Annotated in this window: 16 protein-coding genes, 2 pseudogenes and 1 CRISPR repeat array (1 of these 19 only partly in view); of the genes and pseudogenes, 14 read left to right on the top strand and 4 right to left on the bottom strand. The window is 69.3% G+C overall.

Features of this window, described 5'->3' with window-relative positions:
• A CRISPR array of direct repeats spans nucleotides 1–1101; the repeat unit is 29 nt; unit sequence GGGTCCATCCCCGCGGGCGCGGGGAGCAG (it extends 699 nt beyond the left edge of the window).
• Between the two features lie 950 nt (nucleotides 1102–2051).
• The gene (locus RVR_RS19520) at nucleotides 2052–2774 is read left to right on the top strand and encodes a hypothetical protein (protein ID WP_237404856.1); all 723 of its coding nucleotides are present in this window, start codon (nucleotides 2052–2054) and stop codon (nucleotides 2772–2774) included.
• Nucleotides 2775–2873: 99 nt separating this feature from the next.
• Here RVR_RS19520 and RVR_RS19515 read toward each other — a convergent pair whose 3' ends face one another.
• Nucleotides 2874–4028, bottom strand: coding sequence for a tyrosine-type recombinase/integrase (locus RVR_RS19515; RefSeq protein WP_202235070.1), 1155 nt, complete (start codon nucleotides 4026–4028; stop codon nucleotides 2874–2876).
• Entirely contained in the window at nucleotides 4028–4243 is a 216-nt protein-coding gene (locus tag RVR_RS19510) for an excisionase family DNA-binding protein (RefSeq protein ID WP_237404855.1), read from the bottom strand. Before RVR_RS19510 ends, RVR_RS19515 begins: the two co-directional genes overlap by 1 nt.
• 736 nt (nucleotides 4244–4979) lie before the next feature.
• On the opposite strand from RVR_RS19510, the pseudogene RVR_RS19505 reads away from it, so the two are divergent.
• The 10 genes and pseudogenes from RVR_RS19505 to RVR_RS19460 all read left to right on the top strand — a co-directional run.
• Nucleotides 4980–5459, top strand: a pseudogene (locus RVR_RS19505) (hypothetical protein); the annotation flags it as partial.
• Nucleotides 5460–5526: 67 nt separating this feature from the next.
• Nucleotides 5527–5826 (top strand): transposase, encoded by a 300-nt coding sequence (locus RVR_RS19500; RefSeq protein ID WP_202233660.1) that lies wholly within the window; start codon nucleotides 5527–5529, stop codon nucleotides 5824–5826.
• Nucleotides 5823–6704 carry an IS3 family transposase gene (locus RVR_RS19495; RefSeq protein ID WP_202233659.1) on the top strand — a complete coding sequence of 294 codons (882 nt, stop codon included), beginning with the start codon at nucleotides 5823–5825 and terminating at the stop codon, nucleotides 6702–6704. The genes RVR_RS19500 and RVR_RS19495 overlap by 4 nt, the downstream gene beginning before the upstream one ends.
• Before the next feature lie 89 nt (nucleotides 6705–6793).
• Nucleotides 6794–7177 (top strand): hypothetical protein, encoded by a 384-nt coding sequence (locus RVR_RS19490; RefSeq protein WP_430393153.1) that lies wholly within the window; start codon nucleotides 6794–6796, stop codon nucleotides 7175–7177.
• Nucleotides 7174–7845, top strand: coding sequence for an ATP-binding protein (locus tag RVR_RS19485; protein WP_202235068.1), 672 nt, complete (start codon nucleotides 7174–7176; stop codon nucleotides 7843–7845). The genes RVR_RS19490 and RVR_RS19485 overlap by 4 nt, the downstream gene beginning before the upstream one ends.
• A 101-nt stretch (nucleotides 7846–7946) precedes the next feature.
• A pseudogene (locus RVR_RS38650) lies at nucleotides 7947–8282 on the top strand (DUF2637 domain-containing protein); the annotation flags it as partial.
• A gap of 306 nt (nucleotides 8283–8588) precedes the next feature.
• On the top strand, nucleotides 8589–9356 hold the full coding sequence (locus tag RVR_RS38645) for a transposase (protein ID WP_202234308.1): 768 nt from the start codon (nucleotides 8589–8591) through the stop codon (nucleotides 9354–9356).
• Between the two features lie 134 nt (nucleotides 9357–9490).
• Complete coding sequence (locus RVR_RS38640) at nucleotides 9491–9787, top strand: hypothetical protein (RefSeq protein WP_202235067.1); 297 nt, start codon at nucleotides 9491–9493, stop codon at nucleotides 9785–9787.
• Nucleotides 9788–10359: 572 nt separating this feature from the next.
• Nucleotides 10360–10761: a hypothetical protein gene (locus tag RVR_RS19465; protein ID WP_202235066.1), complete on the top strand. Its 402-nt coding sequence runs from the start codon at nucleotides 10360–10362 to the stop codon at nucleotides 10759–10761.
• The gene (locus RVR_RS19460) at nucleotides 10754–12736 is read left to right on the top strand and encodes a hypothetical protein (protein ID WP_202235065.1); all 1983 of its coding nucleotides are present in this window, start codon (nucleotides 10754–10756) and stop codon (nucleotides 12734–12736) included. Before RVR_RS19465 ends, RVR_RS19460 begins: the two co-directional genes overlap by 8 nt.
• Nucleotides 12737–12749: 13 nt before the next feature.
• Here RVR_RS19460 and RVR_RS19455 read toward each other — a convergent pair whose 3' ends face one another.
• Nucleotides 12750–14105, bottom strand: coding sequence for a serine/threonine-protein kinase (locus RVR_RS19455; RefSeq protein WP_202235064.1), 1356 nt, complete (start codon nucleotides 14103–14105; stop codon nucleotides 12750–12752).
• Entirely contained in the window at nucleotides 14053–16038 is a 1986-nt protein-coding gene (locus RVR_RS19450) for an N-6 DNA methylase (protein WP_202235063.1), read from the bottom strand. The genes RVR_RS19455 and RVR_RS19450 overlap by 53 nt, the downstream gene beginning before the upstream one ends.
• 143 nt (nucleotides 16039–16181) lie before the next feature.
• Between RVR_RS19450 and RVR_RS19445 the strand changes: the two genes are divergently transcribed.
• The 3 genes from RVR_RS19445 to RVR_RS19435 are packed head-to-tail and all read left to right on the top strand — an operon-like array spanning nucleotide 16182 to nucleotide 22666.
• Nucleotides 16182–17912: a PD-(D/E)XK nuclease family protein gene (locus RVR_RS19445; protein WP_202235062.1), complete on the top strand. Its 1731-nt coding sequence runs from the start codon at nucleotides 16182–16184 to the stop codon at nucleotides 17910–17912.
• On the top strand, nucleotides 17913–19097 hold the full coding sequence (locus tag RVR_RS19440) for a pPIWI_RE_Y domain-containing protein (RefSeq protein WP_202235061.1): 1185 nt from the start codon (nucleotides 17913–17915) through the stop codon (nucleotides 19095–19097).
• A complete protein-coding gene (locus RVR_RS19435) occupies nucleotides 19097–22666 on the top strand; it encodes a pPIWI_RE_Z domain-containing protein (RefSeq protein WP_202235060.1) in 3570 nt (1189 codons plus the stop codon). The genes RVR_RS19440 and RVR_RS19435 overlap by 1 nt, the downstream gene beginning before the upstream one ends.
• Nucleotides 22667–22670 lie beyond the last annotated feature (4 nt).

Below are 22670 nucleotides of genomic sequence, written 5' to 3'. Positions count from 1 at the left end.
AGAACAGCCAGCACAACGCGTTGATGTCGCTGACGGGTCCATCCCCGCGGGCGCGGGGAGCAGCCCCGCGCCGTGGTGGCGCGGGGCCTTGTGGCGGGTCCATCCCCGCGGGCGCGGGGAGCAGGACGGCACGCCGTCGATCCCGTGGGGCGAGACGGGTCCATCCCCGCGGGCGCGGGGAGCAGGCAGCCGATCTCGCCGGGGGCAGGCTGGACGGGGGTCCATCCCCGCGGGCGCGGGGAGCAGGCACCCGCGTGCACGTCCGCGCGCAGCAGCTTGGGTCCATCCCCGCGGGCGCGGGGAGCAGTCGCCGTGTGCGCCGTCCTTCGCGATGTCGCTGGGTCCATCCCCGCGGGCGCGGGGAGCAGCAGACGCCGACCAACCCGCGGTTGTACACCGTGGGTCCATCCCCGCGGGCGCGGGGAGCAGCCCCGCGCCGTGGTGGCGCGGGGCCTTGTGGCGGGTCCATCCCCGCGGGCGCGGGGAGCAGTCGGTGACGCAGAAGGGAGACGGGTCCGGCGGGGGTCCATCCCCGCGGGCGCGGGGAGCAGTCCTCGAACGAGCCGCGCAACTTGGCCTGCACGGGTCCATCCCCGCGGGCGCGGGGAGCGGGCCGATCCTTGACCGGCAGCCCCTTGAGGGGCGGGTCCATCCCCGCGGGCGCGGGGAGCGGCGCGAGGACGAATTCCAGATGAGCCGACCGGAGGGTCCATCCCCGCGGGCGCGGGGAGCGGTCCGTCGGCGACGCGAGGCCGCCCGTCACCACGGGTCCATCCCCGCGGGCGCGGGGAGCGGAGCGCATCCATCATCCGTGCCGTGGGGGACGCGGGTCCATCCCCGCGGGCGCGGGGAGCGGATGGGCCCCTCGGGCACCGCACTCCTGTCGGCGGGTCCATCCCCGCGGGCGCGGGGAGCGGCTCGGCGCGCTCGGCGCCGCCCTCGCTGGTGCGGGTCCATCCCCGCGGGCGCGGGGAGCGGTGTTCCAGCGCGTCAATCTCCGGTTGGATGCTGGGTCCATCCCCGCGGGCGCGGGGAGCGGTGACAACCCGTTGAATTCCAGCGGCGAGGATGAGGGTCCATCCCCGCGGGCGCGGGGAGCGGTCTTACTGACCTGCGGGTTTTCGGGCGGACGGAACTGCCCTGAGCCAACTGCAGAGAAAGCGACATTTGGGGCACCGAAAGGGAGCGCGCACCCACCAACTCCCCACCGCACAGAATACGGTCGCGCGACGGCTGATCACCTCCGGCCACCACGCAAGCAGCAAACGCGCCGGTTCGACGTTCCGGCTCCACGACCGCAAGGGCGCGAGCGTCACCCCGCACCACTGCCGCACCAGTTCCAGCGGTATACCGCGGGCGCCCACAGCCAGACCCCACCCCTCCGGACATGAAGCACCGGACGGCCAGCGGGCCACCCGACCGGCATAGGCGCCGGCCGAGCACCCGTGATTCCCAAGCTCAGAGCGCGGGTTCGATTCCCGTCATCCGCTCCACAAGAAAGCCCCAGCTCAGCGAGTTGGGGCTTTGTCGTTGTCCAGACCAATTACGGTGCCGCGCGCCATTGGCGTGCCATTAGGCGAGGAATTCCGGCGGGCGGACACGCCGTATAGCCTCGGTTGACCGCTGGGGCCCGAGGCGCTCTCGTATGCCGAGACGCATTTTCGGTGAACTGCATCACATACAATCGCGTGGAATGCACCGGTTGATCCGGATATGAACCCCGGATTCGGCGCGGAGATCCTGCCTCGCGAGGCCCAGTTGCCCCGCCGCAGCCGGCCTCGGCAGGGCGTGCCACTGCCGTGCCACAGCGAGACAGACGCTCGCTCGCCCGGCTCCGCCTTGGTCTCGCTCTCGTCGTTCCCTGCGTAACAGTGGGCAAGCAGCCGTCACCAAAGGGCACCGGACCGCTCGTTGATGCCCATGAGCGCGATTCCCGTACGGGAGAACGTCTGATCCTCATTGATTCCTTTCTTTAGCCAGCCCACCGAGCGATTCACGGTTCGCGTTGGTCGTGAAGCACCGCGCGTCGGTTGAGCGGCAGTATGTCCTCCGTGATGGACAACGCAGATCTGCACCCGGCCCGGATACCGGGATACGGCGAGGGCCTCCTCACTCGCCAGGACGGGCTCCTGGACGAGCCTCTCTTCTGGCTGTGCCACCTCTCCTCATGCGCGCATGGCAACGCGGCCGAGGAACTGCTGTTCGGCGCGGACTACGACGCCGCCAGCACCTTCCAGCGGCGCATGTGGCAGAGCACGAAATGGCCTACCTTCACCGTCCCGCTCGCCGGCGACCATCGGCTCCATGTCGTCCACCGCACCCTCGCCGACGACCCCGGCACCGACTACCTCCTCCATCATCCCGACTGGGAGCAGGCCGAACTCCTCGCTCGAGACGACGGGCACTTCATGGGACCGGGCCTGTCCTGGCCCGAGTTGGTGTCGATCGCGGTCAACGCGCTGCCCGGGGGCAGCACCACCGATCCAGGCGCCCGCCTCCTGCTCCTGCTGCCAGCGTTCGGCGACGAGGAGGTAGACGACCAGGCCGTTGACCGTCTCACCGACGCGCTCCACTCCCTCACCCGCGTTGAGGACCCCAGATGCCTGTCCGAAGCCCTCCTGGAAGGTCAAGGCGCTCCTGGCCCCGTACGCTGGACGATGGCGGGACAAGGGTTCCAGGTCAACGACGGCGCGCACTCCTTCCGCAACCCCGCCAACCGCTTCGCTCTACCAGCAGACCGCCTGGCCCGAGTGGCAACCGCATTGGCCCCGTAACGGGCGCACGCCAGCCGAGGGTCGTTGGCACGCCGCGATCACTTCAAAACGGCGGGCGTGGCGGTTTACCCGCCACGCGCGCCGCTTTGCGCATGTCGTTCACGCGTGCCGGGCATCGCCTCCGGGCTGCTGGCCGCCAGCGCGCCGGTCGCGGACGTGCGCGTCGATGCCCTCGGCCAGCCGTCGCTGATGCTCCAGCGTCGAGTGCTGGTAGATGAGTTGGGCCTTCTGCGAGGACTGGCCGGCCCGGACCATGAGGTCCTTGAGCTTGGCGCCGGTGTCGGCCGCGAGGGTGTTGCCGGTGTGCCGCAGGTCGTAGAAGCGGAAGTTCGGCGGGAGACCGACGGCGGCGCGGGCCTTGCGCCACCTGCGGCCGAACGTCGAGCGGCGGAACGGCGCACCGCGTTCGCCGACGAACAGCAACCCGTCGGGCTCCTTCGCCGCGAACCACTCCAGGTGCCGCCGTACGTCCACGACGAGGAAACCCGGCAGCACCACGACGCGCTTCCCGGCCCGCGACTTCGGGTCGCCCACCACCCGGCGGCCCGTGGTGAGTTCGGGTGCAGCGCGGATGATCCGCAGCACCACCGCGCCGTCCTCGAAGGCGACGTCGGTGCGCCGCAGTTCGGCCTGCTCCTCGGGCCGGAGGCTGGCGTACGCGGCGAGGAAGACCATCAGCCTCCAGCGCGGGCCGACCCCGTCGGCCAGCGCGTCGACCTGCTCGACGGTGGCGATCGGCCGCTCGTCCGCCTCCTCGCGCCCCGCGCCCTTGATCCTGCACGGGTTGCGGCGGATCAACTCGTCGTCGGCCGCGGTCTGGAGGATCGCTTTCAGCAGCCGGTACGCCTTGGCGACGGTGGTCGGCGCCCCGGTGGTCTCCAGCCGTTCCGCCCGCCAGGTGCGGACGCGCGGCGCGGTGATCTCGTCCAGGTCCCACTGACGGAAGCCGGGCAGGACGTGCAGCCGCAGCAGGCGCAGGTACAGCTCCTCGGTGCTCGGGGCGAGTCCACGCTCGGCGACCCAGCGCAGGGCGTACTCCTCGAAGTCGACCGCGCCCGCGTACGGGTCCGTCCAGTCGCCTCGGGACAGGTCCGCCTCGATCTGACTGAGCCAGACCTCGGCGTCGGTCTTCGTGTCGAACGTCGTCGGCGCGCGGCGCTCCAGGCCGTCGGGCGCGCGGTACCGGGCCTGGTAGCGACCCGAGGCCAGTTGGCGGACGGTGCCGAACCGGCGCCGCTTCCTTCCTCCTGCCATCAGGCGGCCCTCCGGTATCCGGCGCGCGCCCTTACCCGGCTCGGGCGCGCGGTTACGGGCGGGACGGTGTTGGCGAAGACGTAGGCATCCAGGACGCTTTCGGCGAGGCGGACGTGGCGGCCGACCTTGACGAAGGCGATGCGGCGCTCGGATATGAGGCGGCGCACGAAGCGCTCGCCCGTGCCGAGGCGTTCGGCGGCCTCGGCGACGTTCAACAGCCGCCCGGACGCGGGAACGGCGTTCGCGGGGCGGGGGCCGGAGTGGGGTCGGGTGGCGGATTGAGGTCGGGTGTCGGTGTGCGGGCATGCCGCGGCGGAGCACATGGCGGTCCTTGTCTGCCGGCACGGGGTGGCAGCCCCGGGTGGTGCCGGCGGGCGGTGCAGGGATGGGCGGGTTCCGGGTCGGGGGCTTTCGGAGGGACGTCATGTTGTACCTCTGGAAACGCGTTTTGGGAAACCGCGTTTTCGGGTGTACAACGCGCCCCTCCCAATTCCCCGGCCAGGACGCAGCCCGGACGGTAGCACCGAATCCCGGACACGCCCTGAATGCACCCAAAACGGGCGACATGGACAGGCTGAGATGGTCCTGACCTGGTGCGATCCACCGCTTGGCCCAACCGCGATCGTCGGCTATGGTGCGCGCACCGCACACCGGAATTCCGCTCCCGACCGTCCTTCGAAGGAAATCAGAGCTATATCTGGACTGTCGGCGGGGAATGTGGTTCTACTGTCTAGTCCACCTGTCCGAGCACGAGAAAGGCCCCCGGCGCTGAGAACGCCGGAGGCCGAAGCAGAAACCCCGCCCGCCCATCCCTGAACGGTCCGCCAGCACGCCGGGGCTGCCACCCCGCATGGCCCGCTGACAAGGAGCTCTGTGCACCACCCTACGACCCCGCGCCCCCGCCGCGCACTCCCCTTCGGCCGCCCGGCCCCGAAGGCGGGGTGCTGAGGCATGGCCCGCATCCGCACCATCAAGCCCGAGGCGTTCGCCTCGGAGTCCCTGGCCGCCGTGTCCCTGTCGGCCGAGCGGACCTTCTTCGGCCTCCTCACCCAAGCCGACGACCACGGCCGCTTCCGCGACCAACCCGCCGTCATCGCCGGCCTGCTGTGGTCGCTCCGCGCCGACCACGGCCCGATCGGCGTCGAGGACGACCTCACCCAACTCGCCGCCGCCGACCTCATCTGCCGCTACGAGGGCCACGACGGCAAGCGGTACCTGCATGTCGTCTCCTGGCACCGGCACCAGAAGATCAACCGCCCCAGCGGCACCCGGGCACCCGCCTGCCCTCGACACGAGACCGCCGGGAGCAGTGAGCCGTCACGGCAGGGCAAGCGAGCCCTCCGTGAGGAGTCAGTGAGCCCTCACGGAATCCTCACCGAGGAATCGCGGCAGACGCACGAGCCCTCACCGAATCGCGAACCCGCAGCCCAGTGAAGCTTCCCCGTGGACCTGGACACCTGGAGACTGGGACGTGAGGTCCCAGAGGAAGTAGTGCCAGGTGAGCAACAAAGCAGGGAAGCGGTACTCGAAGGAGTTCAAGCGGGACGCCGTGGCGTTGGCCCGATCCTCCAGCAAGACGGTTACCGAGGTGGCCCGGGATCTGGGCGTGAGCCCGGAGGGCCTGCGGAGCTGGGTCAAGCAGGACCAGATCGACCGCGGTGAGGGCGGCCCGGGCGAGCTGACCGGTGCCGAGCACGAGGAACTGCGGCGCCTGCGCCGGCAGAACATCGAACAGCAAAGGACCATCGAGGTCCTGAAAAAAGCGACGGCCTTCTTCGCGCGGGAGAGCGAGCGGTGAGCGAGGTCTACCGGTTCATCGCGGCGGAGAAGGCCACCTACCCGGTCACCTTGCTGTGCCGCATTCTCGGAGTGCACCGCTCCTCCTTCTACGCGTGGGCCGAGGGGCAGGTCGCCCGGGGCGCGCGGCTGCGTGCCGATGACGCACTCGCGCACGAGATCACTGTGATCCACCTCGCCTCCCGGGGCGCCTACGGCGTCCCGCGCGTACATGCCGAGCTGCGGCGACTGGGGCACGCGGTGAACCACAAGCGGGTCGAGCGGCTGATGCGTGAACGCCGCATCGCCGGGATCACCCGCCGCCACCGCAGGTCGCTGACACGCCCGGACAAGCAGGCCCGGCCCGCACCGGACCTGATCGGCCGCGACTTCACCGCCGACCGCCCCGGGACCCGCTTGGTCGGCGACATCACCTACCTGCCTACCGAGCAGGGCTGGCTCTACCTGGCCTGCTGGCTGGACCTGGCCACTCGCGAGGTCGTCGGCTGGTCAATGGCCGACCACCACCGCGCCGACCTGGTCGTCGACGCCCTGCACATGGCCCACGACCGGGGCCGCCTGGAACCCGGCTGTATCGCACACAGCGACCGCGGCAGCGAATACACCTCAGCCCAATTTCGAACGGCAGTTACCGAGTTGGACATGAAGGTAAGCACCGGACGCACCGGCTCGTGCTACGACAACGCCGCCGCCGAGAGCTTCTGGGCAGTCCTGAAAGCCGAGATCGGCACCCGGACCTGGCCCGACCGGGCCACCGCCCGCGCCGCGGTCTTCTCCTACATCGAGACCTTCTACAACCGCCGTCGGCTACGCAAGCACCCCGACTGGGGCTATCTGACCCCGCAAGAGACCCGACAACGACACACCCTCGCCGCGTAAGAACGAGTGTCCGAGATCACGGGGAAACTTCACAGAGGGGATTCGGCGAGCCTTCACCGAAGGCTCACGGAGGACTCAGTGAGCCCTCGGTGAGCTCTCAGGGTCCGGATCTAGGACCTAGGATCCTGGATCTAGGATCAATCCCATCGGGGAGCGCGAGCGCCCCCGCGCCCAGCCACTCAGCGAAGCAGCTCATCGGCGAGTACGTCGCGGCGTGCGCGCACCGCCCGCCGGAGAAGGTCCTCGGGCACCTCGGCCGGGAAGTCCACCAACTCCTGGGCGAAGACATCGCCGCCGACCACATCCGCGCCGGACTGGACCGGCTCCGGACCAAGGGGCTGAGCCCGAGCGTCCTGCCGAGCCTGGTCAACGAAGCGATGAACGCCACCCCGCCGCAGGCCAACCCCCGCACGCCGCACCGCGCATGGACCAATTCCGCCGACATCGAGAACGCCCACGGCGGTGAACTGTGACCACCGCAACCCGCGAACCGAGCACCGCCGCGGGCGCAGTGAACCGTTGCGCGGCCATCCTCGCTGCGCGAGGCATCGATCCAGACGCGGCGCCGGTGACCGCGCTGGAGCTGGCCGATGCCCGCATCCCGCCACGCTACCGCCACGCGTTGGCCGACCATCCGCGTGTCGACGCCTGGGTCGCCGAGATCGCCCGCGCAGGACGACCCGGACCCGGCGGGGCTCCCGGCATCGCCACTGGCCCGTCTCTGCTGATCGTCGGCCCCACCGGCACGGGCAAGACCCAGCAGGCGTTCGGTGCGATACGGGACCTGCTCGCCAAGGGCGTCCGGCTGCGGTGGGAGGCGACAACCGCCGCCGACCTCTACGCAGCCCAGCGCCCCCAGCACGGTAGCGACCCTGAACGGCAGCTCTGGGCGCTGGCCCGCTGCCCGCTCCTGCTGCTGCACGACCCCGGCGCGGCCAAGCAGTCGCCGTGGACCGAAGAGCTGACCTACCGCCTGGTCAACCATCGCTACAACCAGCTCCTGCCGACGCTGGTCACGACCAACCTGCCCGTCGCCGAGCTGCGCGACGCCGTCGGCGACCGCGTCGCCTCCCGCCTCGCCGAGATGACCGACCGCGTCATCCTCACCGGCCACGACCGCAGAAGGCACACCGCCGGATAACCGGCCCCGGGCCGCCCCGCGTCCCGCCATCACGCCCCCGCCTTGCTCCTCCGCTGACGCCTGCCCGCTCGCGGAAGCAGAACCCACACCGGAGTTCCCGCATGCCCCCGAACACCCCCGCCACAGTCCACCAGGCGACCGTCTGGGACCGCGTCGCCGTCGCCCTGCTCGGCGCCGCCGGCTGCACCCTGTCCTACGACGCCCTCCAGCAGATCGCCATCGCCATCCACATACGCCCCGCACTGACCTACCTATTCCCCCTGATCATCGACGGCTTCATCGCCTACGGGGTGCGCGCCCTCCTCGTCCTGCGCAACGCGCCCTTCCGCGCCCGCCGCCTCTACGTCTGGACCCTCTTCGCCACCGCCACGTTGGCCAGCGTCTGGGCCAACGCCCTCCACGCCGTCCGCCTCAACCAGCTGACACCGTCAGGCGGGCTGCACCTGGACGACACCACCGTCGGCATCCTGTCCACCATCGCTCCGCTCGCCCTCGCAGGCGCCGTCCACCTCCACATCCTCATCACCCGCGCGGACAATGCCCCGCCGACGACCGGCACCGTCACGCAGCCCGAAACCGTTCAGCATCAGCCCGAGATTCCGGTCGGCCCCGGGCAGGAGATCGAGCACACCCGCCCCGAACTCCCCCCGGCACGCCACGGAAAAGACCAACCGGTCCGCCGCATCGGCAGGCCGCCTAAGGGTTGTCCCGTAACTGCCGTCCGCGGGTGGGATGATCTTGGTGTGGCTGGTGTGCTCACGGCGTCGGAGCCGTCCTGGATAGCCCCGTTCACCGGGCTGAGCCCGCGCGCCTTCGGGAAGCTGGTGACAGTGTTGCGGCGCGAGGGTGCGGACGCGGTCCGCAAAGGCAGGCCGTGGGGCCTTCCGCTGGAGGACCGGGCTCTGCTGGTCGCGGCGTACTGGCGCACGAACCTGACGATGCGACAGCTCGCCCCGCTGTTCGGGGTGTCGAAGTCTGCGGCGGACCGGATCATCGATCACCTCGGGCCGATGCTCGCGCTCCAGCCCCGCAAGCGGTTCGCGAAGGACGCCGTGCTCATCGTGGACGGCACCCTGGTCCCCACCCGCGACCACACGGTGGCCGAGCCGTCGAAGAACTACCGGTACTCCACCAACCATCAGGTCGTCATCGACGCCGACACCCGCCTGGTCGTCGTGGTCGGCCGGCCGCTCGCCGGAAACCGCAACGACTGCAAGGCATGGGAGGAGTCCGGTGCCAAAGCCGCTGTCGGCAACACGCTGACGATCTCCGACGGCGGCTACCCGGGCACCGGACTCGTCATGCCCCACCGCCGACGCAACGGCGAAGACCTGCCCGAGTGGAAGCAGGCGCACAACACGTCCCACAAGCAGGTCCGCGCCCGCGTCGAGCACGTCTTCGCTCGCATGAAGACCTGGAAAATCCTCCGCGACTGCCGCCTCAAAGGCGACGGCGTCCACCACGCCATGCTCGGCATCGCCCGGATGCACAACCTCGCCCTCGCCGGCTAGGCCAGCGAGCCGTACGTCAGCCCGCCCTACCCGAAACGACTCGAAGATCATTTACGGGACGGCCCTTAGGCGGCGTCTGCGGCATTGCCGGCGTCTTCTCCACGGCGGCCGACTTCGCCACCTTCGCGCGCCACATGCTCAAGCCCAACCCGGCGGCCTTCGGCTCGACGTGGATCGCGAACTCCCTCCGCATCCACACCGGCCCCCTCACCCCCGCCCGCGGCCTCTTCTGGCACCCGGCCCCAGACAGCACCCCCGAGGCCGAGGACACCTGGGTCCACTACGGCTTCACCGGCACGGCGATGTGGGTGTCGCCGACCCGCCAGAAGTGGGCAGTACTCCTGACGAACAAGCTCTTCTACACCCGCGACCGCGCCCCTCTCACTAACGCCCGCAACTCCTTCCGCTCCCAGGCTTTCGGGGGGCCATAGTCACCCCATGCCGTACAGGCCCCGTTCTCTCCCCGTGGCAGCTTCGCCGTATCGCCCAAAGGCAGCACTGGATCGGCCAGAGAACATTGTTCATCGGACAGATCGGACGGGTAGCCCACCTCTCACAAGTCACACCCGACCCAACGAGTCACCCGAACACCCGACAAGCCAGGCCTCGGGCACGCTCTGATAAGCAGATCATGACTCTCACAACGCCCGCGGACCACACAACTTGCACTGTCCGTACCCGCATGGCTACAGTCCCGCCGAGCGACCCGCTCGATGTCCAGCATCATGACGCCACGGCCCACTCGCGGTTCAAGCCCCGAGTCGTCGTACGTCTTGCCGTGTTCCTCGGGAACGAGACTGTTCACCGCCTTCTCCCCCAGGGCCGGATGGTGTGTGGTTCGCGCGGCACCAGAGGTCTGCGGAGTTTCTGTCGCGGATCGACACGGGTGGAGGTCGACGGTCGGGTACGCCCGCGCTCTCTCGCTCTGCCCGCCGCATCCGCGGCCGGGCAGCCAGGTGCCAACGCCGATGAGACATCGGCCGACCTAGCGGAGCGCAGTCCCGTGATGGATACGACCGGTCACTTCTTCATTCCCCTTGACCAAGTACAGGTCAGCCTCGTGGCCGCCGTGCTGCACCAGGCGGCTGAGGGCTGCCGGGCAGTGGACGCGCCCATGATCCCGGCGGACGACCGCTCGGTGGTCACCCTCGGGCGCATGGCGACACGGTGGGGAGCCATCGCAGAGCGCGAAGAGCATTGCGATGTCGTCAACGTCAACGGTGAGCGGCTGTACAGCGTCCCGCTCACCTTGGAAGAGTGGTACCAGGTGCGGGCAGCCCTCAGCGAGTACGCCGCGCGGCTGACACGTGTCATGGGAAATACCCCGACAGCGCGTGAAGACCGCAGGCGGGCGGCGCGAGCGCTGCTCCTCGTGGACCGCATCACGGAGGTCACCCATGACTGACGAGACCGTGGCCGCGAACGACCCGGTCGAAGAGAACACCGTCCCGGGCTGGCATCCTGACTTGTGGACGCTGCCTCGCCTGGCGGCGGTCGACAACCTCGCGGAGGCCCTGCTCCGGCACGGGCTCACCGAGGGCGGTGCCCGGGCGATGTCCCGCGCCGCAGTGCGGCCAGACGACATGCGGCGGAGACTCGCGGACCCCGCCGAGCTACGAGTACAGGGCGGCACCCTGCTGATTGCGGAGACCCGGCTGTGGTCGGCAGCCGTACTGCCCCACCCCGCCAACCCGCGGGAGTACGGACACCGCCAGTACGCGTTGGGGAGCTCCGGGACGAGGCGCCGGGTGATGACCGAGCCGGGGTCGGCCCCGTCCGGTGTAGCGGAGTTGGAGATGCGTGTCGAGACACCGACCGTAATTGCCCAACGCCTGGAAGACGCCAAGGGCCGGCTGATCAAGGACAACCCGCTCGCCCAGGACATCGCCGTCGAGGGGGTCCTCCAGCCGCTGACCGTGGTCTCGCTGACAGTGGCGCACGAGAACGGCCACCCCGACCGAGCGCTGCTCATCGCGGCCGATGGATCGAGCAGGATCAGCGCGGCTCACGAACTGCTCGACTACTCCCCGTCGAGAATCGCGTACGAGTGGGGCGCCGACGACCGGAAGATTCGTAGCGAGATCAGCCGCTGGACCCGCCTGATCCGGCGACAAGGCTGGGAGGAACTCACCGAGGACGAGCGGTGCAAGGTCCGCACCCTCAGCATTCCTGCCCGGGTTGTAATCGGGTTCCGGCCGAACGCTCAGGCAGGCCAGGCATTTCACACGGCGGTACGCAACTTCATCGGCCTCACCCACATCCGTCCGCCGCGCCCCTACGGACCAGCCGTGGAAAACGAGGCGAAGGCTGACGCCGTCCTCGACAGTCTCGCCGAGCCGTCCCGTTCTGGCGATGCTCACATCACCGAATTGGAGAAGCACTGGTACGCCGGAAATATCTCCCAAGAAGAGGCGAAATCGGCTGGTTTGAGTGGCCATCGGGACGTCCGCGCGGCGGAGATTGTCCGCTCGCTGCTGGGCGGTGGGGTCAGAACCGCGCGGCGGGTCAACGGGGGCATCAGGTCTCTCACCGCGAAGCAACGGCCGAAACGGGACGAGCGCATCGATGTCGCGGTGGAGTTGATCCTGCGCCCGGTACGCACCGCACTTAGCGATAGCGCGATGGACGACGCCAAGTTCCTCCGTCCCCGTCGTGCGGTGCTCCAGCGCGCGTACCGGCTACCCGAGATCGAGGACCTGTCGGCCGAAGCGCCAATGGAGGGTGCCGAGACGGACGGTTGCACTCTGGAGGAGCTACGTGATGCGGCCATGGCCGAAGCAAGCCAGGGCCTGGGCGACAGTGGTCGGCTCGGTCCTGCGCAGAGCGAACTCGCGGTGAAGGCTGCGTACCACATGGCCATGGCCGAGCCGATGGCCCTGCAGCGAGAGGTGTTCGGCGGTAACGACGACGACGACGACCGGGGCGCGGCGACGGTGTTGCGGGCCATGCTGTCTCGACGGCGCGGCATCGCCCAGGCGTACGAGGTGATCCGGGCAGGGCGAAGGGGCGAGCGGCTCCGCGAGGTCGAGGAGGACGGCGAGCTCCTGATCACGGCTGAGGGACGGCCCCGTGAACTCACCGATGCTTTGGTTCGTCACACGTACAGCGGTGGGCCGATGCCACTCGAAGACGCCCGGGTGGGCTTCAAAGCGGCCTCCGTAAGCTGGGCGTGCGTACGGGAGTCCGTTGACCGACTGCGCAAGGATGTGTCGGGGATGGCGAATGTGCCCGTAGAGGATGACGGGCCCAGCTTCGTCATACAGGAGGGCTGGGAACCTGCACAGGTGAGGGAGGTACGAGACATCCTTGACCGGGTCAGCCGCAGGGTCGCGGCTTGGGCTGACCGGTTCGAGGAAAGAGCGGAGACGGCGGAGTTGTAAACGCCCGCTCGCCTCAATCGCACAGAGAGAGTCCTTCCTCCGCTCGGGTTCCGTAATCCTCCAGCCCCAGGACTCCGAAGGTGTCCCGCTGGATCTCCATGTATACGGCCCGCGCCTCCTCGCGGTCGCCCTTGGCTAGCAACGCCTCAGCCAGATCGAACCGCAGGTCCAGAACCTCACGGGCGCGGAGACCGTACTGCTCCCCGAAGTCCGGCAGTCGTGCGGTGAGCAGGTCTACCGCCTGGGCCGGTTTCGTGGCGAGCAGGCGACGCGCCTCATGGTGGAGGTCCTTGGCGTCGGCCCGGGGACGGTACGTCCATGCTGCGGTGCCAGGGAGTTCGATCCGGGAACCGGTCATCGGCACGTCGTCGGGTGCGAAGGGCTCGCGGAAGGGACGGGTGGGGTCTGGCCAAAGGTAGCCGGCCGGGGGACCGTCGCTGCTGATCGGCAGGTAGGGGCGCAGAACTCGGTTCACCTCGTCCGCCGTGGCGGGCCGCTCTGCGGGATCCTTGGCAAGAAGCCGGGCAACGAGGGCGAGCACGTCATCGGGCAGCCCCTCTCGGAGTAAGCCCAGCGGATCGGGAGTGCCGACGACATGCATCTGTCGGAGGTCATGGTCGTTCTGGTCGTGAAAGACGGGCCGGCCCGCCAGCATCTCGTACAGCAGACACCCCAGGCTGTAAAGATCCGATCGCCCCGTAACCTCCTCCCCCTTGACCTGCTCCGGCGGCATGTAAGCGGCGCTGCCGGGATTCTTGCCCGCCGTGGTGAGCCTGGTGTCGTCAAGGGCTCCCTCAACGCGGGCGATGCCGAAGTCCAGAACCTTGGTGTAACCCTGCGCGGAGATCATCACGTTGGAGGGCTTGAGGTCGCGGTGCACGACACCGGCGCGATGTGCCGCGGCGAGGACATGGCAAATGGGAACGATGATGCTGGCTGCGACGGGAAGCTCGAGCAGGTCGCCTTCGTCCAGGAACTCCTTGAGAGACGCGCCGTCAATCTGTTCCATGACGAGGTAGAAATGCCCGCTCTCCTCCCCGAAGTCATAGACGGTCGGCACCGCGACACTCGTGAACAGCGCGGTCACCGCAGCCTCCTGTTGGAAGCGCTTGACGATCTCACTCCGCAGTTCAGGTGTCGAAGCCACGGCGGGATTCGCGAACTTCACCGCCACCGGGCGGCTGAGAGTCGTGTCGTACGCCTGCCAGACCGTCCCCATTCCTCCCTTGCCGAGGGGCTGGTCCAGCCGGTAACGGGAGCGCAAAAGGTGGCCCCCGAAGATCTCGGACGTGCCGACGCCCACTCCGCCGAACATCTCAGCCCTGCCTGTCGTCGTCGATCGGGTCGGCCAGTCCTGCAGCCAGCGCATCCGCCAGATGGCGTGCGGCGCCACGGCCGTGCTCGACGGCTTGGTCCAAGCACGCTTCGAACCGTGCGATGTCCCGGAACGCACGCCCGATCAGGCGCTGATCGTCCGGCTCGCGGACCGGGAGGAAGAAGCGTCCAGGGTCGAGTCGGCTCGGGCGGCTGGATGTCCCCGGGACGGCGCCAGAGCGTCCGAGACCGGGACTGGCGGTCAGTGCCCCCGCCAGGAACCACGAGTCCAGATCAGCGTGTTCGGGGCGCAGCACGGCGATTCCCGGCCCGACCGCGGCTCCGACTTCCCACGGGTCGGCGGGTCGGGCGCCCTGCGGCATCCCCGCGAAGACCAGAACGTCTCCGTCACGGATGCGCTCGGCCTCGCGGTCGTACGTATGGCTGCTGGGGGGCGTGCGGGACAACCCGTCGTTCAGGGTGAGCTGCGGGACCTCCTCCGCCGTCTCGTCAGGCATCGCCCGACCGGAAGAGCCGCGCCACATCCGCAGGGCGCCGGAACCGATGAGGTCTTCCAGCGACACGAGTGTCCGCGGGCCGGCCGACGGCATATCTGACCGTGCCACCCGTACGGCGGGGAGTGCCTCTGCCAGTTTGGTCAGCGACTCGAGCCAGCGAGCCTGGTCCTTTTTCAGCTGTGCGGCGTCGACGGCGTCGCCGGGGACCGGGCCGACGTGACGTGCCGGAGTGATGTCCACATCCTCGTCGAGGAGCTCGGTCACAGGAACCGCGCGGGAGAAAGCGGGGTCCAGAGCTGTTCCCTCCTGGAATTGCCGCCACGCCGAAGAAACGGCGGCCCTTACGGCCGTCCAGTCGGTTCCAGTGGCACGATTCTCCCGGGGCGGGACGGCTAGCAATTCGGTGTTAACGAAGAGCACCTGCCCCCGCGCGCGCTCGTCGCCTGGCTGAAGCAACCAGAGATGGGTCCCCAGGGTATGGGTGGAGGTCGAGCCGGGCGGCAGGGCCACGACCCCTCGCAGGGTGCCGCGCCGTAGCAGTTCGGCTCGAATGCGGCGCCCTGAGGGCCTGGAGGCCGCAGCCGCGGGCATGAGGAGAACCGCACGGCCCCCGTCATGCAGATGGGCCAGGGCATGCTGGACCCAGGCGAGTTCGGGCTCTCCCCTCGGCGGTAGGCCGTACGTCCAGCGAATGTCGTATCCCAACTCCGACCGGCCCCAGTCTCTTTGGCCGAACGGGAGGTTGCAGACGACACCCTGCACCCGTGCGGCGGAGTGGACGTCCCCCAGCAGGGAGCTTCCCGCGGCCACGGAGACATCGTGGTGCCCGCGGAGTCGAAGGCGGAGGGCAGTGATTTCGGCCAGATCGGCGTCGATCTCCTGGCCGAGGAGGACAGCGGTCCCGTCCTCGGCGGCCTGGAGCAGAAGGCTGCCCGTACCGCAGGCGGGGTCCAGCACGGAAGGCGTGGCCGTATCGTCCGCTGTGCCGACAAGCGCGCACATCAACGCCGCCACCGGGGCAGGTGTCACCTCCACATGGCGGGCATGCGCCTCCACCCAGCGTCCGAGCAGCACCTCGAATGCCGGCCCGGCGCCCAACTGTTCCCTCAGCGCGTCGACCTGGACCCCCAGGTCCTCGGGGAGGGCGCCGGCGTCGGCCCGACCGGAACGCGGCAGCTTCTCATCGAGCAGGCGAAGCCCGACCGTGACCAGTATCCCGCCGGGGCGACCTGGGTCCCGCAGCGCCTCCATGGCACGCCACACCTCGTCGGTCGGCGAAAGCCGTACCGGGCGACCGTGTGCTTCGAGCCACTCCATGACGTCGGACAGCGAGAACTGCGGACTGGCCGCCGTACCGCCAGTAGGGGTGGGAAACTCCGCATATCTCCGGCGCCAGTTGCTCACCGCCGCCGGGCCGACGCCGGCGATGCGGGCGATCTCGGCTGCCGTGACCTCGGCACCGCTCGTCATCGTAACCTCCTCGCACACTGCATCCGAAGGATCATAGAGGCCTATATCGTTAAGTTCAATCACTCGAAAGAGCTGGTTGACTGACTTCACAAGAGATGCTCCCATGATGGCGTCCCATTGAGGCCGACGCACGGGAGATTGCAATGCCGACCTGGACGCCACCGCCTGAGAGCACTTGGACCAACGGGCTGATCCGTGTATTCGCGGGTTCCTTCCTCCGCCAGAGCCGCAGCAGCTGCCCCTACAAGGGGGCGCTCAAAGCCCGCACCGGGATCAAGCTGGCCACCAGCCCGCTTCCGATGTACAAGGCGGATCCGCGGGAGAGTTTCAACCTCGGGCCGTTCGGAGAGGCGCTCGATCTGATCGAGCACGACGGCGTCGAACGGGAGCAGGCCATTCGCCGGGCCCTGGCGCCGAGCCGGGAGCGGCCCGAGGCCGACCCGGGGCTTGCCGCGTGGACCCGCTTCGCGCTCGACCGCTACCTGGAAGGCAGCCCGCCGGATCTCCTGCCCGTCTCCCACTCCTGGGTGCTCGTCACCCAGCTCAGGGAGGCCGACAGCCGAAACGCCAAACGCTACGAACAGTGTGTCTGGGGCCGTCCGTATGCTTCGGCCGACGGCCGGGTGCGGGAGTTACGCCTACCGGTCGCAAGGAGCCTGCGCGGGCCGCAGTACGGCACCGCAGAGCCTGCCGTCCAGGCGGAGCGGGCCGACCTGGCGGCAGCCGCGCAGGTCGTCGCCCGCGGTGAACCGCACCGGCTGCCGAACCGCTTCAACTGGAGCCGCGATGCGCAGCTGGCGCTGGATGCCGGCGAGGCAGCCTGGCGGCAGCCCGAGGAGGTGAGGATCACGGAGGTGAGCTGCCTTGACGGGGAACGTCGCACATCGGTGTCCGAAGGCCCCGAAGACGTGGCGCGGCGCTACGCGGCGTACGGCGCTCCAGGACTGACCGCCGCCGTCTCCGCGGGCACCTTCGTTCCGGGCCGCGACTGCGAAGACTGCAAGTACGCTCCCAACTGCCCCGCGCTGAGCCGCCTCGGCGGCGTCCTCAGTATCGACGACCAGACTCGGCCGCGCCGCACCTGGTCGGTCACCAACGGGCGTTCGTATGCCGGCCGCCCGGATCGCGACGAGGGCTGCCCCGCCCGGGAGCGTCTGCGCCGCCTCAAGCTGCCGGACCGCGAGGGACACGCGCTGACCCCGCACGTCATCCGCGGTCATGCTGTGCACGCCTGGATCCAGCAGCGCCACGAGACCCACCCCGGGATCGCCTGCCGACCCCAGGACGCCCCCGATGGCCGGGCCCCGTGGTCGGCCGGACGCTGGACCATACCCGAGGAACAGGCCTACCTCGGTGCGCGGATGGTCGCCGCGCACGCACGCTACTGCCCGTTCAAACTGTCCGGCGTCACCGAAGTGGTCCACGAACACACCGTCGTCGTGCACGACACCGCAGCCGACGTCGTGGTGCTGGCCAAGACGGACATGCTCTACCGGGACGGGCGCTCCTGGGTCTACCGGGAGACGAAGACGGACGCCCGGCGCGATCCCCCTGAGGACACCGACGCCCTCCGCGAACGGCCGCAACTCGCGCTCGCCATCCTGCTCAGCACCAGTCCCGTCATCGGCGAGGACGTGTCCGCCGCGCGGGTCGAGCTGGAGGTTCTCGGGCCGCACGGCGCCCGACTGACCGTCGTCGACCCGTTCGATCCCGAGAACCGTGCTACCGCACGCGAGGTCGTCCACGCTCTGGCCGCCGACTGGCACGCCGACACCACCGCCGCCGCCCGCCCCGGCCCGCACTGCCGGGACTGCGAAATGGCCGTCTGGTGCCCCTCCGCCGAGCCGTCCGCCCCCGGCGCCGAGAAGGGCTGAATGAACGACCAGCCAGCCCGCTCGGCCCCATGGTCCGAGACCGACGGCGTCTTCCTCCTGCGGAGCGTCGCCACCGCCATGGTCCGTCTCAGTGACATCGCCAGTCCGGGAACGTTCGCCCTGCCTTACCCCGACGAGGCACAACGCGCCCTGAACAATATGGTTCTCAATTGCCTGATGCTCAAGGCACGGCCCCCCGAGAGCCTGCCCCACCTCGTGGAGTGGGCGGCGCAACGCCCCTTGGACCGCTGGCCGATCACACTGCCGCCGGATGCGGTGCCGCCGGGGTCCCTGCTGCTGGACAAGGCCACCCGGCAGCCGACCCAGCTCTGCTACGAATGGGCCGTGGACGCGGAGGACTCCGGCGCCCGCTACTCCGAACAGCGCTACATGGCAGCCGCGTCGAGTCGCTGTCGGGAAGAGAACTACCCGGAGGCTTACCAGGCCTTTCGGCTGCTGCTGGTACGCCGCCCCGTGCTCACCCACCGCGAGCTGACGACCATCCCCGCCGCAGCGGACGGCGATCTGGGGCCCCTGGTGGACCTGATGCACGACGTCTACCAGCCGGCGCCGGCCGGCTACCTCGACCGGGAGCGGCGAAGTTACACCGCTTGCGCTCGCTGTCACACGCTGCTGCACCTCACGACCGAGGACGGACTGTGGTGCGAGCGGCAACGCTGCCGCAACCTGGACACAGTGCGCCGAGGCCGCGAGTACCAGGCCGATGACGGCGGCGGCGTGCAACTGCTGATCCGGCCGCTGCGCCAGTGGGTGTCGGAGCCCGGCGCCATGGAGACTCGGCTGGCCCGCCAACTGACGGCTATCGGGGCGGACGTGGAGCTGTGGCCCGGCTTCGGCGCCTACGGCATGCGTGTGCGATTGCCCGACGACACGGTCTTGGCCGTCGACCACAAGGACTGGGCGAGCCCGGCCCTGCTGGGCCGCCGGGCCACCATGCCGTCGCCCGACCCACCTTACGACCGCTGCGTGTGGGTGATACCGGCTGCCCGACTGCGCGATCAGCCGGCCTTCCGCACGACCTTCGAGCGCTACCGGTGGTCCGCGTCACCGGAGCTCATGACCGACAGGGAACTCCTCCGCGCCGCCCGACAACTTCCTGAAACCGGCCGTGTCGGCACTAGGTACGCGGACTCGGGGGACGAACCGACAGGGGGACCGTTCTGATGCGCGACCGCAACTCCTGGCTCACTTGTACTGCCGGACGCATCCGCCCCGCCTGGCCGCGGGACAGGGGACCGATCCGGCCCAACCAGTTGTGCCGTGTGGAACTGGGACTGTACCTGCTGGAACTCCTCTGCCGCGGAGAGCCGGCCATCGCGGCATGGACGGTGCTCGGCGGCTACCCCTTCGCACTGGTCGGAGACCGGACGCCGGAGCGAGAGAGGATGCTCCGGGTGGCCCGACACCTGCTGTGGATGCTGCGGCGGCGGCGCACCTGGGAACGGGCTCTGCGTCAGTACGCCTCCTTCCCACCGGAGGTACGCGGCTACCAGGTCGACGACACGGACGCACCCGCCCGGCGGGTGGAGGTGTCGATCGCCACCGAGCGCTGGGAGGTGTATGAGCAGGCCCTCACCTCCGCGCCCCCCTTCCACCGGCGGCAGCGGATGCTGGTCGCCAAGCCTGGAAAGTCCTACCGCTTCCCGCAGGGCAAGCTCCTCACCTCCGTCCGGCTGCCTGTGCATCTACCGGTCGGCACCGCCCGGCCGCACAGTCTCCTGCCACCCCCCAAGGCGGGCCGTCCGATCGAGACGACCTGGGACGAACTACTGACGACGGCACGGTGGATGGACTGGCAGCTCGGAATCACCGACCCCCGCAAGTCCTGGGAAAGCCGAGTGTCGCGGATCGAACTGGACGTGCTCGATTCCACGGGAACGGCCTACCGGTCGAGCCTGAAGCTCTCGGTGACCGGCCTCTTCCATCTCGTTGGCATGGTCGGCGCCGGCAAGAGCACGCTGCGGGACGTGCTCACCGTGCAAATCGTCCGGCAGGAGCGAAAGGTGACCATCGTCGTAGGCGACGTCGCCGAGCAGTTGTCCCTTGTGGCTTTGTTCGGAGCCCTTCAGCTGAAGGTGGCCCCGGTGCTCGGCACCTCCACCCGCGCCCGGAACGCTCAGCGCATGCACCGCAGGCTGGCAGGTACGGGCTCGCTGCCATTGCTCGGCCACGCTGCCAAGCACTTCCCCTATCTCAGCACAGCCTGCCCGCTCGACGCCCTGCGTGGCGCCGAGGCGCTCCAGCCCCTCGACATCATCGAGTCGCCCTGTACCCGGCTGTACCCGGCGGACGCGCGAACGGCCACTCAGGGGGCGGCCGAGCCGGACGTGCTGTTCGCAGAGCAGCAGACCGATCCACCCGCCGCGGGCACCGAAGACCCGAGCAGCGACCGCCCCGACACCGCGCACGGCTGCCCCCTATGGGCCGAGTGCCCCCGGCAACGCGGCGCCCACGACCTGGTCGACGCGGACATCTGGGTGGCCAATCCTGCCAGCCTCGTCTACGGGCTGACGCCCAGACACCAGAACCGGGAGCGGGCCCGATTCCTCGAACTCGCTTGTGTCCGCAGCGACCTCATCATCGTGGACGAGGCGGACCGGGTACAGATGCAGCTCGACTCGATGTTCGTGCCCTCGGCCACCCTCGTGGGGCGCTCGCCGGACTCCTGGCTCGACGAACTCCAGACCCACACAATCAACGAGTTCGCCGGGAAGGGGCGGCTGCAACTGTCGAACGCGGACGTGGACCGCTGGTCGTCCTCTCTGACTGCATCGATCGCCGCCACGAACCGGCTGTACTCAAGGCTGATGCGTCACCCAAAACTCAGCGAATGGGTACAGGCCGACTATTTCAGCACCTGGACGCTGCAACAGAAACTGGTCGACGACTGGTTCCGGGAGCGGACCGCCCCAGACACCTCGGAGGAGGACGACGAACCCGACATCGAATTCGAGGAGGATCTCCGCGGGGAGGACGACCTGGACAGCCCAGAGTCCGACACCGACAGGTCCGAGAAGGACGAGGAGCCTACGGACCCACACAGCGTCAGGCGGGCAGCGGTCATGGACGTGCTGGACGCCTTCCGTGACGACCCGCTTGGAGGCAACCACCCTGAGAACCCCGAACTAGCCGAACTGGTCAAGCTCGCTCACGAACTGCTGCACACGCTCGACGAGGATCGCACCCGTGTCGAAGCCGGAGCCGTGCTGAAGAGGCTGTCCGGCATCGCACTTGCGTCCGCCGACGAACTCGCCGTCAAGACGATGCGCTTTGAGTTCACTTTGCTGCTGGGGGTGCTCCAGCAGCGCCTCGACATCCTCACCGACCTATGGCCGACAGTAGAAGCCGCACTCAACCTGGAGTCGACCGACAACCAGTTGTCCCGGCGACCGCCGCTTGACTACGGACCGCTCGTGCCCGAGTCGCCGATGGGCAACATTCTCGGGTTCCAGTTCCTCACCGAGGAGCCGGACGCCGGGCCCGAATCCGGCAGTACGGTGCTCCGCTTCTTCCGCTGTGCCGGAGTGGGCCGGTCTCTGGTGACCGGGTTGCACGAGGTGGCCGCGCTCGACGGCAGTCCGACGGCGCACGTCCTGCTGATGTCGGGCACCAGTTGGGCCGGCACGGCGGCAGGCGCGCACGTGCTGGCCCCGGTCCGCGCCATCCTGAAGTCCTCTCCCAAAGAGCGCCAGGCGCTGCGCCGCACCTCCTTCCGCAAGCTCTTCATCCCCGGCCCGGACGGGAAACCCCTGCACCTCTCAGGCATGCGGCCCGATCGGCGTCCAAAGGTCCTGGAGCGGATGCTCGACGCCCTCGCAAGGCCGCGTGAAGGCCAGCTCAAGAGCGACTTCGAAGAGGAGTTGGACCTGATCCTGAGCCCCAAGCGCAAGCGTCTGCTGGTGCTCGTCGGCTCGTACGAGGAAGGCCGCCGAGGCTTCCAGCTCCTCGACGCGATCCCCCGTTGGAAGGGGAAGGTGTGCCGACTGATCGCAGACGACGCAGAGTTGGAGGTCTCCTTCGGTGGCGCCGCCCAGGGAGACCCGTTGGCGGTCACCGAGCCGGGAACGCTGCGCCGCGGCGACGTCTCCGCCTTCGGGGCCATGGACGCCGAGATCCTCATCGCGCCGCTCATGTCGGTGGAACGCGGCCACAACATCCTGAACGACGCGGGGAAGGCGGCAATCGGCTCGGTCTTCTTCCTGGCCCGGCCCCACCCGCGTCCGCATGACATCGGCCTCGCGGTCCAGGGCATCAACAGCTGGGTGACGCGCATGGTGGCCGACGACGGATTCGATGAACTGGTCTCCTCCGCCCCGGACCTCAACGCCGCCGGTCGCGCCTTCCGCAGGGAGGCACGCATCCGGTGGCGCCGTCTGCTGACCCGGAAGATGGCCTGGCGCCACCTCGACGACGAAGACAAGGCGGCCTTCACCTGGGACCGCCTGGTCGTGATGTGGCAGGTGATCGGACGGCTGGTGCGGGGTGGTGTCCCGGCCAGGGTGGTCTTTGTGGACTCCCGGTTCGCCGAGCGTGAAGCCGCAGGGCGCGGGCCGGACACGTACCGCACCGGACTGCTCGCCAGCATGATCCATGTCCTCGACCCCTACTTCGACGATAACGGGCCGGTCCCCCTTGATCAGCGGCAACTGGTCCAGACCCTCTACGAGCCCTTCTACCTGGCGCTCAAGGCCATTCCCCCCTACCGGCCGGACGCGCAACGCCGCGCGGCTTGAGGAG

The organism is Streptomyces sp. SN-593 (genome assembly GCF_016756395.1).
GTDB classification, from domain to species: Bacteria; Actinomycetota; Actinomycetes; order Streptomycetales; family Streptomycetaceae; genus Actinacidiphila; species Actinacidiphila reveromycinica.
The sequence above is the reverse complement of the archived record's forward strand: the minus strand, read 5'-3'. Positions and strand labels throughout refer to the sequence as shown.